Here is a 16,369-nt window from a genome sequence, read left to right as displayed (position 1 = left end):
TGTGTAAATTTGTCAAATAACTTTGACAAAGGCAACACAATGATTTGGGAAGGATGCATAAACATGCAATTTATCAACTATCTAGGTCAAGACGCTTACACCAACATCGCTATGGACAGCTGGCTACTCTACAATTTAAAACCAACTGAGCCTGTTTTTTCATTATGGCAAAACAAACGTGCAGTTATTGTAGGTCGCAACCAGAATACTTTTGCCGAGGTCAATCAAGACTATATCGACAATCACGATGTCCAAGTCGTTCGTCGTGTATCCGGAGGTGGTGCAGTATATCACGATGAGGGAAATATCTGCTTCACATTTTTTGTCCCCGTTGAAAGTTCGGCATCTGTCAACTTTAAACAATTTGTCCAGCCCATGTATGATGCACTTCATGCTGTTGGCATCAATGCTCAAATCACAGGTCGTAACGACCTCGAAGTCGAAGGTAAGAAAATATCAGGTAATGCTCAGCGATACGCTGGTGGCTACCTCATGCATCACGGAACACTACTCTGGGATACCGATGTTGAAGCCATGATTCGCTCACTCAACGTTTCTGATGAAAAGTTTGTCAGCAAAGCAGCAAAATCTGTCCGCGCTCGCGTTGGTAACATCAAAGATTATGCTCCTGAGGAATTGACATTAGATAGTTTCATCGAAGCCTTAAAATACTACCTCACTGACGAAGGAAAAGACAATGAACTTCTCCTGACCGAAGAACAACTCACAGGTATCAAAGATTGGCGTGATCATCAATTCTCCACTTGGGATTGGAATTATGGTGAGTCACCAAAATTCGCATTTAGTAACCATGCTAAATTTACAGGTGGTAGCATCGATGTCCAAGTCAATGTAGAGCACGGAAAAATCACAGAAATCAATTTTCTCGGTGATTTCCTCGGCGTTCGTGACTGGCGTGATATTAAAGAGCAGTTTATCGGCATCGAATTCACTCCTGAAGCCGTCCACGAAGTTCTCACTTCCAACAAAGAAGGACAATATTTCGGAACAATTGAAAACAATGAACTCGCTCAAATGTTTAAAGCCAATGACTTAGCTGAATAATGCCTAATTCACAAGCTTTATTCAAGAAAAACTCCAAGAAAAATGCTAAATTTCTAAATAGGAAATAGAAAGGAAATCTATAATGTCAAACAGTAAACAAATCTTAGATTTCAAAACGCAACTCGAATTGCAAGATACTGCATTCCCAATGTTGCAAATCCTCAACGAAGAAGGAAAAATCGTTGATGAAGATGGACTTAAACGTGCAGAATTATCCGATGAAAAACTTGTCGAACTCTTCAAGAGTATGCTTTTTGCGCGTCAAGTAGACATCCGTTCAATGAAACTCGCAAAACAAGGACGTATGGGATTTTTTGGTCCCCATGCAGGTCAAGAAGCTTCACAAATGGCCTCAGCCTTTGCCTTCACAGATGAAGACTGGCTTTTCCCAGGATATCGCGACCTCCCACAAATCTACTCAAAAGGTTGGCCAATCTGGAAAGGGCTCCTTTGGTCACGTGGACACCAACTCGGTAATGAATACACTACTGATGATGGAAAACCAGTCAATTCATGGTTCCCACAAATCATCATTGGCGCTCAATACGTTCAAGCCGCTGGTGTTGCTCTTGGACTCAAAAAACGTAAAAAAGATGCCGTAGCTTTTGTTTATACAGGTGATGGTGGTTCTTCACAAGGCGATACTTATGAAGGAATCAACTTTGCTGGAGCTTACAAAGCCCCACTTGTTGCCTTCATTCAAAATAATGGTTTTGCGATTTCAACTCCTCGTAGTCTTCAAACTGCTGCACCACATTTGGCTGCAAAAGGATGGGCTGCTGGTGCGCCATCTATTGTTGTTGATGGTATGGATGCTATCGCAATGTACCTCGCTTCAAAAGACGCACGCGCTTGGGCCGTCGCTGGTAATGGTCCCGTAGTTATTGAAACAATCACAAATCGTCTTGAACCACACTCAACTGCTGGTGATGATCCGCTTCGCTATCGTACAAAAGAAGATATTGATGCTTGGTGGAAGAAAGAACCTCTTGTTCGTATGCGTAAATTCTTGACGGACAAAGGACTTTGGGATACTGCAAAAGAGGAAGCTTATATTGCTGAACTTGACGCTCGCATTGATGCTGATATCAAAAAAGCAAATAATGTTGAAAAACAAAAAATCTCTAGCTTCATCAAAAACACACTTGAAGTACCTAGCCAAGCAATGCTTGAGCAAATTGAAAAATTTGAAAGCGAGGGCAAATAAGAATGGCAGTGAAAACTTATATTGCAGCAATTACAGAAGCGCTTGACCTTGCGCTTGAAAAAGACAAAGACACTCTAGTTTTTGGTGAAGATGTCGGAGAAAATGGTGGGGTATTCCGTGCAACAGATGGACTCCAAAAGAAATATGGTGAAGACCGTGTCTTCAATACTCCGCTTGCTGAATCAGGAATTGGTGGTATGGCGATTGGTCTTGCAACTCAAGGATTCCATCCCATCATGGAAATTCAATTCGGAACATTTATCTTTGAAGTATTTGACTCTATCGCAGGTCAAATGAGTCGTACACGTTATCGTTTCAACAACACACGTTCAAACAATATCGTTGTTCGTACACCTTATGGTATCGGAACTAAGACACCTGAAATGCACGCTGACTCAATTGAAGGTTTGTTTTCACAAATTCCTGGGCTTCGTGTTGTAATGCCATCAAATCCCGCTGATGCTAAAGGTTTACTTTTAGCGTCTATCGAAAACAATGACCCTGTCATTTTTCTTGAAAATCTCCACCTCTATCGCTCACTCAAAGGTGAAGTGCCTGAGGGCTATTATACAACACCACTTGACCAAGCTGCTGTAGCTAAAGAAGGTTCTGATGTTTCTATCATCGCCTATGGTGGTACTGTACCACTTGCACTCAAAGCTGCTGAACAGCTTGAAAAAGAAGGAATCAAGGCAGAAGTCCTTGACCTGCGCACTGTTGCTCCTCTTGACATCGCTTCTATCGGTAAAACTGTTGAAAAGACCGGTCGTGTCGTAGTCGTTCAGGAAGCCCAACGTACTGCTGGTATTGCGGCAAATGTTATGGCTGAAATTTCAGAACGTTTTGTTTTGAGCCTCAAAGCACCTATTGGTCGTGTCACTGGCCCAGACTCAATCTTCCCATTTGCTCAAGCTGAAAATGATTGGGCGGTTAAAGCAGAAGATATTGTGAATAAAGTTAAAGAGGTGGTTGATTATGACTGAGATTTTTAAAATGCCTGATATTGGTGAAGGAATGCACGAAGGCGACATCGCTAACTGGCTGGTTAAAGTCGGAGATGTGGTCAAAGAAGATGATCCAATCGCTGAAGTACAAAACGATAAACTCATGCAAGAAATCTTGTCTCCTTACTCTGGCACTGTCACTAAACTTTTTGTTGAAGCAGGGACAACTGTTGAAGTTGATGCCCCTTTGGTTGAATTTGACGGTGATGGAACTGGTGGAGCAACAGAAACTACTCCTGCGCCAGCTGTAGCTGAAGCTCCTGCTGGTGATGTTCAAATCTTCACTATGCCTGACATAGGTGAAGGAATGCACGAAGGTGATATCGCTAATTGGTTGGTTAAAGTTGGAGATGTAATCAAAGAAGATGATCCAGTTGCTGAAGTACAAAATGATAAACTCATGCAAGAAATTTTATCACCTTACTCTGGCACTGTCACTAAACTTTTTGTTGAAGCAGGGACGACTGTTGAAGTTGGTGCTCCTTTAATCGAGTACAACGGAAATGGCTCTTCTGCCACTCCAGCTACACCAACATCAAGCCCTGCTCCTGTTGCTGTTGAAGCTGCTTCTGCAGTTGCTGCTTCCGCTGGCAATGCACCTTTAACTAAAACAACTTCTGCTGGTCGTGTCCTCGCTATGCCATCTGTACGTCATTATGCGCGTAAAGCTGGTATTGATTTAACACTTGTACCTGCTACTGGTCGTCACGGTCATACAACACTTGCTGATGTCAAAGCTTTTGAATCTGGTAAAGTTGCTCCTCTTGCAGCGCCTAGCACAACACCTAGCACTCCAGAAGCTGCTGCTGCGCCTAGCACACCTAAAGCAGATGCACCTAAAGCTCCTGCTGTTAAAGCGGGGGCGACAGACGAACGTGTTGCGATGAATCCAACACGTAAAGTTGTCTCTAAAGTCATGACTGCGCAACATACTCATATTCCACCTGTTACAAACTTTGACCAAGTTGAAGTTTCAAAACTCGTGAAACATCGTGCTGGATTTAAAGATATTGCCGCAAAACAAGATATCAAACTCACTTATCTTGCTTATGTTGCAAAAGCGCTTGCTACGACAGCCCATAAATTCCCAGACATCAATGCTTCTGTGGACTACGAAAAACAAGAAATTGTTTACCATGAACATGTCAATGTAGGTATTGCGGTCAACGCACCTACGGGCTTGTACGTACCAGTCATCCATGAAGCTGAAAACAAATCAATTCTTGAAATCGCCAAAGAAATCGCAGAATTGGCAGCAGCAACTCGTGATGGTTCATTGAAACCTGCACAAATGCAAGGTTCTACGATTACGATTTCTAACATCGGTTCTGCTCGCGGAAGTTGGTTTACACCAATTATCAACGGTTCTGATGTGGTCATCTTAGGACTTGGTTCAATTGTTAAAGAACCTATCGTGAACGCTGAAGGTGAAATTGTAGTTGGTCAAAACATGAAGTTGTCAATGACTTATGACCACCGTTTGATTGATGGTATGTTGGGTCAAACTTCATTGAACTACTTGAAGTCACTTTTGGCTGATCCTGAGTTCATGCTGATGGAAATCTAATTGGAGTTACAACTTTCGCTATTTTGACAAAGTTGTAAATTATATTTTATCAAAGCAAGTGCGTGCTATCTCCCTTACCTCTTAGGTAGGGGATAAAGCAGCACTATGCTTCTCGACTTTCGTCCGACTGCCCTAGGGCCTAAGTGCTAAAGCACTTAGGCTTCTGGGACAGGGTGACCTCATATCGAAGATGTGAGGTTATACCCTAAATTCAGTGGTGAGTTGCCCTTTTATCAGTCGCATTGCCTTTTGCTCTTGCTGCTTTAGCAGCTAAGCAAACGGACAGCGTAGCGTAGTGAAGATAGCGACTAGAAAAAATGGACAAATGTTTTATGAAATTTCCACTGAATAAGTCTTGACTTCATCGTCTGTCAGTAATGACAGAGATTGAATTTTGTATATTGACAGTTTTTGATCAGTATACAAAATATATTCAAAGGAGAATAAAAATGGTTGTTGGTGCACAAGCAACAGAAGTTGATTTGGTTGTTATTGGTTCAGGCCCTGGTGGTTATGTTGCTGCCATTCGTGCTGCTGAATTAGGCAAAAAAGTTACAATTATTGAGAAAGATAATGTTGGTGGGGTTTGTTTGAACATTGGATGTATTCCATCAAAAGCCTTGATTAATGTGGGTCACCACTATCAAGAGTCTTTGGAAGAACAAAAAGGTGAAAATCCTTTTGGACTTTCAGTTAAAAATGTTGAACTTGACTGGTCTGCTGCGCAAAAGTGGAAAGACGAAAAAGTTGTTAATCAATTAACTGGTGGCGTTAAAATGTTGTTGAAAAAACACAAAATTGACGTTATCAAAGGAACTGCTGAATTTGTAGACAATAATACAATTAATGTTGAACAAGAAGATGGTTTCCAACTCTTACAGTTTAACGATGTGATTATCGCTACAGGTTCACGTCCTATTGAAATTCCTCCTTTCCCATTTGGTGGTCGTATTATTGACTCTACTGGTGCGCTCTCACTTCCTGAAGTACCTAAACATCTGATTATTGTTGGTGGTGGTGTTATCGGATCTGAGCTTGGTGGTGCTTATCGGATGCTCGGCTCTAAAATCACGATTGTTGAAGGACTTGACCATATCTTAAACGGTTTTGATAAAGAGATGTCTGACATCATCGCAAATCGCGTGAAGTCTGCTGGTTCTGAAATCTTTACATCAGCAATGGCAAAATCTGCTGTTCAAACAGACAAAGATGTAACTTTGACTTTTGAAGTTGATGGTAAAGAACAAACGGTTACTGGTGACTACTTGCTGGTTTCTGTTGGTCGTCGTCCAAACACAGACTTGATTGGATTGAATAACACTGATGTAAAATTGACTGACCGCGGTTTGATTGAAGTTGACGACTCTTACGCTACAAATGTTCCTCATATCTATGCTATTGGCGATGTGGTTCCTGGACCTATGCTTGCCCACAAAGCCTCATTCCAAGCTAAAGTTGCTGCTGCTGCAATTGCAGGAGCCGAAGATGATGTGGATTTGCACGTTGCTTTGCCAGCCGTAGCTTATACTACAACTGAGCTTGCCACAGTTGGTGAAACACCTGATTCTGTTAAAGAGCGTAAAGATGTCAAGATTTCAAAATTCCCATTTGCTGCAAATGGTCGTGCGATTTCTATGAATGATACCACAGGTTTCTTACGTTTGATTACTGAAACTAAAGAAGGAGCCATTATTGGTGCTCAAATTGTTGGTCCTGGTGCATCTGACTTGATTTCTGGTCTTTCTCTTGCTATTGAGAATGGACTGACTTCTAAAGACATTTCACTCACTATCCAACCTCACCCAACTCTTGGTGAAGCAATCATGGATACTGCTGAATTGGCTGATGGATTGCCAATTCACGTTTAACCTAGCTAGTGCGTGCTAATTCTGCCACCAATGAAACAATCACTTCAATCATTAAAAAATCGAATCGCTGACAGAAATTCTGTCAGCGATTTTTTGTGCAATTATAATGTTATAATTTCATCAAAGTATTGACAAGTTTCATCGTAAAGATGATGTGTAATCATGATAACCGTTAAATTTGGATTTTGCAAAATATTCCGTTCAACGATAAGCGCTGTAGTTTTGTCAAGATTTGCTGTACTTTCATCCATAAGAAGAATTGGTTTATTCGCTAACAACTCACGAGCAATTGAAATCCTTGCTTGCTGTCCTCCGGATAAATTATTATCAAAGCTGATATTCCTCTTATCACTGACAAGCTCTGTAGCACAAGTGCTTGTCAGTACTGACAGAAATTGAGTGGGCGAAATTTTACGTCCCAATGTCAAGTTTTCCTCTACAGATTCATGGAATAAATAGGGAAATTGTGAAATGTTGCTGATGATACTTGGCAATAACTTAGGATTGATTTGACGGAAACTTTCTCCATCTAGTGAGATTTCTCCTTGATAGTCCTGTATATTTCCCAGTAAGAGCTGAATAAGTGTTGATTTTCCTGAGCCGCTCTCGCCTATTAGGGCATATTTTTTACCTTTTTTAATAGTAAAATCTGGATAAGAAATTTCTTGCTGAGCAAATTTTACTGACAAATGTTGGACAGATAATCTGTCAGTAAATTTGAGCTTTCTGTCAGTACTGACAGAATTTATTTTTGGATATTTATCCATTAGTCTTGCTGTAGCTTTCAATGTGATGATATTATTCGCTGCACTTTTTGAATAATTTGTGATAATTCCTGCAAGATTACCCACAGAAAAGATGACACCAACGGTAATTTGATGATGAATAATCAAAATTGCCGCTACCAACAATATCACTCCTTGAAATATCAGACCCACAAAACCTAGTGAATAAATCATGTAAGCTTGCACCAAAGTTAATTTTATTTTTACATTTTTCAGTTGCTCAAACGCTGTCATAATTTTTTGTTTAAAGTAGTCCAAACGGTTATTCTGATACAGTATACTAAAACCTTTTAAATAATCAGTTGACGTTGCCAACGCTTGATTTGCTCTTTCTGAAACTTGCATAGTGCTTTTTGAGATTAACGCTTCAAAAATTTTTGGCAAATAGAACAATATAAAAGCTGCCAAAATCATCGTTACAAGTAATATCCAGTGGAACAAGATGACTGCAATGCCTGAGAAAATCATCATCACAATAGCTTCATAAGCAAAATAGATTTGTTGAAAACCATTATCATAGAGGAGTGTCATATCATTGTTTAACCAAGAATTATAATCTTCTGTACTATTTTTATTAAACTCAACGTAACTCATCTGAGTAAGAGGCTGCAAAATCGCTGCTCGGATGGCATTTAACTCCAATTGCAATACACGCTCCTTAAGAAAATCGCGTGCAATACAAGTCAAACTATCAAGCAACCAGACAAATACAAGAACTCCCAACCAAAACATGACTTTCCGCAAATTCATCGCAACTAGCGAATTAAGTAATTTTGCCAATAAAACCGAACTTAAAACCGTTAAAAACGCATCCATAGTGATGGCCAAAAATGCTAATAAGTTCTCCTTTTTAAATTTTTTCATGTAAATAATCATCTTATACCTCCAATGAGATGATTTTAGCATGGATTTTTTGATAAATTAAAATCGTCACTTATTTGTGACGATTTTCTGAAATGATGCTGCGAAGGTAAGCTGCAGGCTTTGGATAATCTAAATTTTCATACATCACGGCTAGTTTCTCTAAAATCTCTGCTCCACGAACTTCATCATCTAATTTGAGATAATACATCCCTTCAACACTTTTATACTCTTTACGTGTATAAACATCAATCACAGGATTTTCAATTAACTTCCGATAAATCTTGAGTAGCTCGAACGCTCGTTTTTTATCTTCTTTGGCGATAAAGTACTGCGTACTATTGCGTATTGCCATGATAACTTTAGCTTTATTATCCGAATTTCTTTGGTAAAACTTTGTCCTGTGGTAAAGCTCTAACGCAAATTCGTAAACGAGGTTTTCCGACAAAAAATAGAAAGTATAGATGAACAACATCACTTCTTTGTTCCCCCATTCAAGAATCGAAAATAGATAGTCTGCAAGCTGTGACACTTCATCTTCAGTCAACTGATAGTCCGACTGGTGATAAGCAAGCACCGCTTTTGCACCTAGAGCATACCACAAATCCTGCTCTTTTTGTGTATCTTTATAGCGTTTTTTGAGATTTTGATAAAATTTTACGAGTGCCTCCCAATCACCAGTTTCTTCTAAAAAATTAATCCGCTCAAACAATTCATCTTCTTTTAACATCCCAAAATTTCTCACATGGGAAAGATATTCTTCAAAAGAAAGACCAAGATTTTCGAGTATCGCCACAAGATTTTGTAGCGTGATATCTGATTGTCCAAGCTCGAATCTTGAAAGCTGTTGTTTTGAAATGACTTGACCTGCAACTTTTGATAAAGAAAAGTTCCTTAATTCGCGAAGCTCACGAAAAGTTTTTCCCCAATTTTCACTCGCCATTTCTTCCTCATTTCATAATATCTGCCCAATTTCCCATACCATCTAAAAATTTCTTTGCTTTGAGGTGAATACCAACATACTCATCATAAAGACCATCAATGAACTGACGGATTTTTTGTTTCATTTCTGGTTTGATAGAGATTTTTTTGAGTTCATCGAGAGAAATCTCCTGAAAAAGATTGCAGAGATAGATCACATTTGGGTCAAGATGACTCCGTCTCAAGTCTTCATCAAAATGTTTCGGACACAAGCAACCACTAAATTTGTAGGAAAAATCAAAAGGTCCAGCTGTCGTGTGACAAAAAGCACACTCCGCAAAATTGAGCGAAACACCAAAACGATTAAGCACCTGTAATTCAAAAATATTGGTAATAATTTCCATATCAAAACCTTCATCAAGCAATTCCAAAGCACGAATCAAAAAAGAAAATAAAGCCGGATCATAGTGGTTGTCAGCAATCGCACTATCTGCAAGACTGATGATATAAGAGGCATGAGCATTGACAAAAATGTCCTCAATGATATGTTTGTAAGTCACCGTTTCGCTAACATCATCAATAAAACTAAAGCCTTCATCATTGATTGTTGCCACAAGGACTGATGAAGTGAAATTTTGCAATCCACTTGCATATTTTGATTTACCAAAGTTTTTTATAAAAAACATTCGTTTACCAAACGACTCAGTAAAAATTTTTACAAGCTTATCTTTTTCTTTGTAATTTTGACTATAAAGAATCAGTCCACGTGTTTCAACATCCCGCATCATCTCTCCTTTCAACTACTTTTTATTTAATTATAGCAAGATATGAGCAACACCGTCAAGAAGCGTAGAGAAATGCCAGTTGGCTCTTTGTGCTTTGCCTTTTACTCTTACCATTTCGTCTTGCCAGCTTTGCTGGATTGCGATTTGAACTTCCGACTTCAGTCGATTGCCACTGCGACTAGGTGCCTTAGCACCATAGCGAGCATGGACAGCGAAGCGACAAGGTCGCGTAGATCCACTCGTAGAGCAGGTTCCGTTTTTTCTTTTCTCCTAGCTTCCGATGCTGCGAACTTGGTTATGCCAAAACGTGAGCATGATTTGCAAGAAATGATGAAAAATAAGTTGGTGCTTTCCGCTTCTTTTAATTGAACTGAACTCAAAAAATACTGACAGAATTCTGTCAGCATTCATTTTTCTGTCATTAATTTTACTAACTCTTCTTTTATACGATTACGAAGCTCATCATGAATCTCTGGCTGGTAAGCTGTATCTTCATTATACCAATTTGCTTCATCATAGAGCCACACTGGTTTTGCTCGGCGACTCGGCTCTTCCCAATCGTAGCGCGGAAAAATATGCGCATGGAGAAATTGGTCAGAATTTCCCAAAACATCATAATTCACGCGCAATGGCTTACAAGCTGCAATAATTGCATCGCCAAGTAAAGCCATATCGGAGAGAAACTGTGTGCGCTCAACTAAAGGAAGTTCATTCAGTTGAAAAATCTCATGTTTGGGCAACAATACACAGTAACCTGGCAAAAATTGCACATCGCCAAATACAGCAAATCCTGCTTTCATTTCTACCATTACCATTGGATTTGTACCATTTTTCGCAGATAAAATCCGATTTTCATACCATTCCATTTTTTACCATCCTGTCAGTATGCTGACCAAGTGTCTAAGTGCTGACGAATTGCTGTAAGCATCGTTGTCAACGCCAGAATTCTAGACCGCTGTGACCTCATATTTCTAATACTGTCTAATTTCTAAAAATTCCTTTTAGAAATTACTCTGCTACGATATGTTGTCGATACACACGGGTATCCCTAGAACATTTGTCCTCTATTCGTAAGTCAGCAGAGCTGACAACGATAGAGGCATTCGCTCTATCTCCGTTTTACTCTGTCTCCGATTTCAGCCACTAGGTGAAACAACTAGCATATCCATTGCTACTTTAGCGCAAACCGCTGTCTATCCTATAAAGTGGCAAGTTCAAATCGCAATTTGCTGAAGCAGCAAGAGTAAAAGGTAAAGTCGCTAGTCATAGTATAATGCGAAATCGTGCAGTGACAGTCTTTTAGCTGCGTTTATCAGTGACATACTCTGTCAAACGTGACATCGCAAGTTCGATTACATCCATTGATGCCGCATAAGAAAGCCTTACAAACCCTTCACCATACTGACCAAAACTAATCCCAGGGATAATAGCAACAGACTTATTTTGCGCAAAATCAACACAAAATTCAAATGAATTTTGATTCAAATCATCAGGAATTTTAGCGAAAATATAAAACGCACCATCAGGTTTGATGATTTTAAAACCAAGTTTACTCATCTTCTCAATGATAAAATCACGACGTTTCAAATATTCTTTTTTCATCGGCTCTGCATCATTTGCCCCATTTTTAAGCGCCTCAATCGCAGCAAACTGAGATTGTGTACTCGCTGATGTAACCAAATACTGATGAGTCTTGATGATTTGCGCTGTCAGCAATGACGGAGCAAAAATCAGTCCAATCCGCCATCCTGTCATCGCGTGAGATTTAGATAAACCATTCAATACAATCGTTTGTGAAGGAGCATATTGTGCAATTGAAACATGAGATTGTCCGGTATAATTTAGTTCACTATAAACTTCGTCAGCAATGACAAAGACTTCATGATGTTTGACCACCTCTGCAAGTTGTTGAATTTGTTCCTGAGTATAGGTCACCCCTGTCGGATTTGCAGGATAATTCAAAATAACTGCTTTTACTTTTCCAGCATGTTCTACAAGCGCAGATTCAAGCATTTCAGGCGTCAAAACGAAATCATTTGTCGTGGTATCAATTTCAACCAAAGTTCCACCAGCCAGTGTAATTAAAGGCTCATAACCAGGATACGCCGGCGCAGGTATTAATACCTCATCACCAGCCACCAAAATTGAAAGTAAAGTTGCAGAAATTGCTTCTGTAACCCCAACTGTAACTAAAATTTCATTGTTTGGACTAAAAGTCAACCCATACTTTTGATCCATAAAATCACTAGCGGCTTGTCTTAATTCAGGCAAACCAGCCATTCCAGTATAATGGCTCTGATTCGCTGTAATCGCCGCAATACCAGCCTGTTTCACATGTTCAGGTGTATAAAAATCAGGCTCACCCAAAGTTAATTTTACAATTCCTGGAATACTAGAAACTTGTTGGTCAAACTGACGAATCATCGAAACTGCAATTTTATCTAAATTGGGGTTAAATCTATTTGTTAAATCCATAACGCTTCCTTCACTCTTCCCTGTCAGCACACTGACAGAAGTCTTTTTCAGTATTATACACTTTTTTCAGACAATTTTCATTTGAAAAGAAAGCTGTCAGTATACTGACAGCGCTTTAATCCATTCTATGATATGCAGAATATACATTACTCCGGTTTCTTGCTAAACCAAAGATACGTTCCGTAGATACAATTTAATAGCATCGTAATCTGCAAAACGAACATTCCTAACGCAGAGCTACCACCATGTATTCCAGAATTCCAATTATTAAACCAAATGATAACATTGATAGAATCAATCAAAATCCATCCCAACCATTGTGAACGATAGCCATAAGTCATTAATATCATAGACAATATTCCTAGAGGCAAAAGCGTTGCATCTAGAAAAATTTGCTGCCCATGAAGTCCATGAGAAGTAGCCAAAACAATTCCATAAATCACTACAAAGGCTAAAATAGCAAGACTTGCAATCTTAGCTGTTATCTTCCGAGGAGCTACCTCACCAGAGCCTCCCTCAAAATCATCCAAATTTTTCTGCCAAAAGTAAATCCCTACAAATTGCATGATCAAATAAAAAGTCTGACTAAAAATATCACCAATCAAATGACTTTGTAATGCTATAATCCACCAAAAAATCGTTCCAATTGTCCCCCAAAGATAATTAGTCAATCGTCCTCTATTCATCAAAATAAGATTCAGAATCGTAAATATCCCAACGACCAACGACAGATTACTAATCAAATCAAATGCATCAGTTGCAATATAGGCTGCCACTTGCGCAACAAGCATCACTAAAAGCATTATATAGTCAAAGAAACGTAAGGTGATAAGTTCACGAATCACATTTTTAGGTGAAAAAGTTTGTGATAATCCCCTAGTAAAAACGTTCATATTCTCTCCATATTCTCATTAAAAGAATTCTTAATTAAAATTTATTAAACTTTTGGAAAAATTATATCACAGAAAATTTATAAGTGCAATATTCAAAAGAATACTTACTAAAAATAAAAACAAGCGTCTTAACGACACTTATTTTTATTTTATATGCCCCTGTAGGACTCGAACCTACGACCCATAGATTAAGAGTCTACTGCTCTACCAACTGAGCTAAGGAGGCGATTTCTTAATACGTAAGCCCAAAACTTACTTCACTATTGTACGCTTTTTCACCGAAAAATGCAAGAATTTTTATACAAAACCAATAACTTTCATTTTTTACTTATTCACTGTTAACAAAAGTTATTACTAATTGTTATAATCCCTTCTTAGATAAATATGGTAAGATAATCTTGTCCATGATTTCGCTATCATACGAATGAGATAGCCAAACAAAAACAGCTTTTTAGAAAAAGTATGTTTTTACAATGGTATAATAACCTGAGCATACCCACCAATTTTATTGAGTGGGTTGTTTTTTTATCAAATCCATGCCAAACTCCTCCAGTTACCTTTTACGCAAGTGAAGTACATAACTAAATATACAAAAAAACACTGATTGAATGCCGTATGCTCCCTCGTGTATTGAACCCGCTAAAACGCCAGGTGGGTGTTCTCGCTTCAAGTCAGCTTCCCCTACTTTCGTTCGAGGTATTACGCTACCGAATGTCTCATGAACCCCTATGCAATACAAATATAGTCGGTCAAAAAAATGAAAGAGCTCGCACATTCCAGTGCTTTTCTATGTTTCTATATTATCATTTTCACCTAAATTTTTCAAGTGGAAACGGTTAACTTCTATAGCTTACAAAAACAAAAATCCCTCAATCAACGTGAGGGAAAATTTGAGTAATTTTATGATTTAGCGTATTTTTTGACTACTGTTTCAATCTCAGAAATAAGCTTTTCATCAGTCAAATCCGTTACTTTTTTTATAACTTCTTCTAAATCAGAAGATTTAAGCATTGATTGTAACTCTACTGCTTGACTATCACTATCATCAATATAGGAAAATATTTTACCCACAACATCTAAATGTGCAACATAACTGAGTCCTCGATTTTTGAGTTCACGGATTGGACGAATGAAGCGTTCATCATAACCCAACTTACGAATCGGTGTCCGTCCAACACGAGTCACTTCATCAATAATTTGTGTATTTCCAAAACGAGAAATAATAGTTTCATGATATTTCACAAGGTCTTCTTCTTTAAAATCCCATTTGGCAAGGAGAAGTGCGCGAGTTTCCGCTTGAACAGCTTTCAAAGCATTAAGCACTTCTTCATGCTGTAAAGCCTCAAGAATCGTCTTATAACCATAATAGGCACCATTATAAGCTACTGTCGCATGACCTGAGTTTACAGAGAAAAGTTTACGTTCAATGAAAGGTTCAAGATTATTGGCATAATGCACTCCTTCAAGTTTAAAGCTTGTATTTTTCAACTGACTTTCATCAATGACCCATTCATGGAATGGCTCAACTACAACATAAAGAACATCATCATGCTTTTGATTTGGTACAATACGATCAACCGCAGCATTAGGAAATCCAATAAACTCAGCCACATAAGCTTTGTCTTCATCAGTCAAAAACGGTGTCACTTTTTCAAGTAAAAACTCTGAACCACCAATCATATTTTCACAAGCAATAAAATCAAGTGGTTTCTTAACTCCATTTATACGGCGTGTTTGAATTCCCTTTGCACAAAGTTCAGCAATAAAAGGCAAAATATTCGGACCGATTGCTGTTGTGACAACATCAGCTTCTGCAATTGCAGCAACAACTTCGTCAGGGCTTTGTCCATTATTAATCCCATTAACACCAGAAATTTCAATTGTCGTATGCTCTTCGTTAGCCAGTTCAATTGTGTATTCATGACGAGCGTTCAATTCATCAATAATTGTTGCATTCACGTCAACAAAGGAAATTTCAAAACCATTTTGACTAAGAATTTCTCCGATAAATCCGCGACCAATATTACCTGCGCCAAAATGTACTGCTTTTTTCATGTTCTTTTATTCTCCTTAAAGTATGAAACTAAATATATCCAAAGCCGTTGATGTATTAGATCACAGAAGTAAAATACATCTGATTCAGTTTCTAGATAGGGTTTCAATAAATTTATAGATGCTCTATATTTCCAATTGTAAGCTTTTACATTTTCAGTGTAAATAAAAAATATGGCACAGTTCAATGTGTCATATTTTTAACTTAGCAGCACTAAGCTCTGCTTTTGTTCTACTAACATTGGTGGGGGAGAAAGAATCCTCCACCAATGAAGTAATCACTTCAAATTTATTCTTATATTTGCTGGACTACAGCCATCTTTACTTGTGGATTTATCCATTTGCCACCGCAACTTAAACACTGTAGCAAATCCGAGGTTGCGAAAATAGAGCAAATGGACATCTGTAATATAGATTTCAACGCGGGAATTAGTATGTTAATCAGCAAAATAACCGACAACTTCCTCAACTGTTTGTGCATCTGCCAGCTTTACAACATTGTCAACGTCTGCACAAAAAATTGAAATTTTTTGAATTAAATCAAGATGTTCGTTGCCTACACCAGCAATTCCAAAAAGTACTGTAGCTACTTTTGGTTCTTCTTCTGTGCCAAAGTTTACACCACGCGGTACTTGAACAATTGAAATCCCCGTTTTAAGTACTTCTTTTTTAGCTTCATCTGTACCATGAGGGATTGCAATAAAGTTTCCCATGTAAACAGATAACTCTTCATTTCTCTTGAGCATTGCAGGAATATAATCAGGTGTGACATGGCCTCCTGCTACAAGTAGATCACCACAAAATTCTATGGCTTCTTCTTTCGTTGCAAAATTTTGATTAAGTTTAATCAGATTTTTTTGAATTTCCATTTTTTAGTGTGTAAATC

At 38.5% G+C, this 16,369-nt stretch carries 13 protein-coding genes and 1 tRNA gene; 5 read left to right on the top strand and 9 right to left on the bottom strand.

Translation table 11 applies throughout. The features are described 5' to 3' along the window. Positions 1–63: 63 nt before the first annotated feature. The 5 genes from lplA to lpdA all read left to right on the top strand — a co-directional run bounded on the left by lplA (position 64) and on the right by lpdA (position 6,711). Complete coding sequence (gene lplA / locus FLP15_RS02715; RefSeq protein WP_142765894.1) at positions 64–1,065, top strand: lipoate--protein ligase; 1,002 nt, start codon at positions 64–66, stop codon at positions 1,063–1,065. 82 nt (positions 1,066–1,147) lie between these two features. Continuing rightward, entirely contained in the window at positions 1,148–2,272 is a 1,125-nt protein-coding gene (locus FLP15_RS02710; RefSeq protein ID WP_142765893.1) for a thiamine pyrophosphate-dependent dehydrogenase E1 component subunit alpha, read from the top strand. Between the two features lie 2 nt (positions 2,273–2,274). Beyond that, positions 2,275–3,255, top strand: a complete 981-nt coding sequence (locus FLP15_RS02705; protein ID WP_120772791.1) for an alpha-ketoacid dehydrogenase subunit beta — start codon at positions 2,275–2,277, stop codon at positions 3,253–3,255. Next, on the top strand, positions 3,248–4,843 hold the full coding sequence (locus tag FLP15_RS02700) for a 2-oxo acid dehydrogenase subunit E2 (RefSeq protein WP_142765892.1): 1,596 nt from the start codon (positions 3,248–3,250) through the stop codon (positions 4,841–4,843). Before FLP15_RS02705 ends, FLP15_RS02700 begins: the two co-directional genes overlap by 8 nt. 449 nt (positions 4,844–5,292) lie before the next feature. After that, positions 5,293–6,711 (top strand): dihydrolipoyl dehydrogenase, encoded by a 1,419-nt coding sequence (lpdA, locus tag FLP15_RS02695; RefSeq protein WP_142765891.1) that lies wholly within the window; start codon positions 5,293–5,295, stop codon positions 6,709–6,711. Positions 6,712–6,812: 101 nt separating this feature from the next. Here lpdA and FLP15_RS02690 read toward each other — a convergent pair whose 3' ends face one another. The 9 genes from FLP15_RS02690 to FLP15_RS02645 all read right to left on the bottom strand — a co-directional run bounded on the left by FLP15_RS02690 (position 6,813) and on the right by FLP15_RS02645 (position 16,352). Next, positions 6,813–8,372 carry an ATP-binding cassette domain-containing protein gene (locus FLP15_RS02690; RefSeq protein WP_142765890.1) on the bottom strand — a complete coding sequence of 520 codons (1,560 nt, stop codon included), beginning with the start codon at positions 8,370–8,372 and terminating at the stop codon, positions 6,813–6,815. Positions 8,373–8,430: 58 nt separating this feature from the next. Further along, positions 8,431–9,300, bottom strand: a complete 870-nt coding sequence (locus FLP15_RS02685; RefSeq protein ID WP_142765889.1) for a helix-turn-helix domain-containing protein — start codon at positions 9,298–9,300, stop codon at positions 8,431–8,433. Positions 9,301–9,307: 7 nt separating this feature from the next. Then, the gene (recO, locus tag FLP15_RS02680; RefSeq protein WP_142767406.1) at positions 9,308–10,063 is read right to left on the bottom strand and encodes a DNA repair protein RecO; all 756 of its coding nucleotides are present in this window, start codon (positions 10,061–10,063) and stop codon (positions 9,308–9,310) included. A gap of 407 nt (positions 10,064–10,470) precedes the next feature. Beyond that, the gene (locus FLP15_RS02675; protein ID WP_142765888.1) at positions 10,471–10,929 is read right to left on the bottom strand and encodes an HIT family protein; all 459 of its coding nucleotides are present in this window, start codon (positions 10,927–10,929) and stop codon (positions 10,471–10,473) included. Between the two features lie 433 nt (positions 10,930–11,362). Next, complete coding sequence (locus FLP15_RS02670; protein ID WP_142765887.1) at positions 11,363–12,538, bottom strand: pyridoxal phosphate-dependent aminotransferase; 1,176 nt, start codon at positions 12,536–12,538, stop codon at positions 11,363–11,365. Between the two features lie 146 nt (positions 12,539–12,684). Beyond that, the gene (gene pnuC, locus FLP15_RS02665; RefSeq protein WP_142765886.1) at positions 12,685–13,431 is read right to left on the bottom strand and encodes a nicotinamide riboside transporter PnuC; all 747 of its coding nucleotides are present in this window, start codon (positions 13,429–13,431) and stop codon (positions 12,685–12,687) included. A 154-nt stretch (positions 13,432–13,585) separates the two neighbouring features. After that, positions 13,586–13,657: transfer RNA gene (locus FLP15_RS02660), tRNA-Lys, on the bottom strand. A gap of 674 nt (positions 13,658–14,331) precedes the next feature. Next, positions 14,332–15,486 carry a mannitol-1-phosphate 5-dehydrogenase gene (locus FLP15_RS02650; RefSeq protein WP_142765885.1) on the bottom strand — a complete coding sequence of 385 codons (1,155 nt, stop codon included), beginning with the start codon at positions 15,484–15,486 and terminating at the stop codon, positions 14,332–14,334. Positions 15,487–15,920: 434 nt separating this feature from the next. Continuing rightward, positions 15,921–16,352, bottom strand: a complete 432-nt coding sequence (locus FLP15_RS02645; protein WP_142765884.1) for a PTS mannitol transporter subunit IIA — start codon at positions 16,350–16,352, stop codon at positions 15,921–15,923. Between the last annotated feature and the right edge of the window lie 17 nt (positions 16,353–16,369).

The organism is Lactococcus protaetiae (assembly GCF_006965445.1).
Lineage (GTDB): Bacteria > Bacillota > Bacilli > Lactobacillales > Streptococcaceae > Lactococcus > Lactococcus protaetiae.
The sequence above is the reverse complement of the archived record's forward strand: the minus strand, read 5'-3'. Positions and strand labels throughout refer to the sequence as shown.

Excerpts from the sequence above, each read along its gene's own strand:
- recO (WP_142767406.1), bottom strand. The coding sequence starts at position 10,063 with ATGCGGGATGTTGAAACACGTGGACTGATTCTTTATAGTCAAAATTAC.
- FLP15_RS02645 (WP_142765884.1), bottom strand. The coding sequence starts at position 16,352 with ATGGAAATTCAAAAAAATCTGATTAAACTTAATCAAAATTTTGCAACG.
- lpdA (WP_142765891.1), top strand. The coding sequence starts at position 5,293 with ATGGTTGTTGGTGCACAAGCAACAGAAGTTGATTTGGTTGTTATTGGT.
- FLP15_RS02670 (WP_142765887.1), bottom strand. The coding sequence starts at position 12,538 with ATGGATTTAACAAATAGATTTAACCCCAATTTAGATAAAATTGCAGTT.
- FLP15_RS02705 (WP_120772791.1), top strand. The coding sequence starts at position 2,275 with ATGGCAGTGAAAACTTATATTGCAGCAATTACAGAAGCGCTTGACCTT.
- FLP15_RS02700 (WP_142765892.1), top strand. The coding sequence starts at position 3,248 with ATGACTGAGATTTTTAAAATGCCTGATATTGGTGAAGGAATGCACGAA.
- FLP15_RS02690 (WP_142765890.1), bottom strand. The coding sequence starts at position 8,372 with ATGATTATTTACATGAAAAAATTTAAAAAGGAGAACTTATTAGCATTT.
- FLP15_RS02685 (WP_142765889.1), bottom strand. The coding sequence starts at position 9,300 with ATGGCGAGTGAAAATTGGGGAAAAACTTTTCGTGAGCTTCGCGAATTA.
- pnuC (WP_142765886.1), bottom strand. The coding sequence starts at position 13,431 with ATGAACGTTTTTACTAGGGGATTATCACAAACTTTTTCACCTAAAAAT.
- FLP15_RS02710 (WP_142765893.1), top strand. The coding sequence starts at position 1,148 with ATGTCAAACAGTAAACAAATCTTAGATTTCAAAACGCAACTCGAATTG.
- FLP15_RS02650 (WP_142765885.1), bottom strand. The coding sequence starts at position 15,486 with ATGAAAAAAGCAGTACATTTTGGCGCAGGTAATATTGGTCGCGGATTT.
- lplA (WP_142765894.1), top strand. The coding sequence starts at position 64 with ATGCAATTTATCAACTATCTAGGTCAAGACGCTTACACCAACATCGCT.
- FLP15_RS02675 (WP_142765888.1), bottom strand. The coding sequence starts at position 10,929 with ATGGAATGGTATGAAAATCGGATTTTATCTGCGAAAAATGGTACAAAT.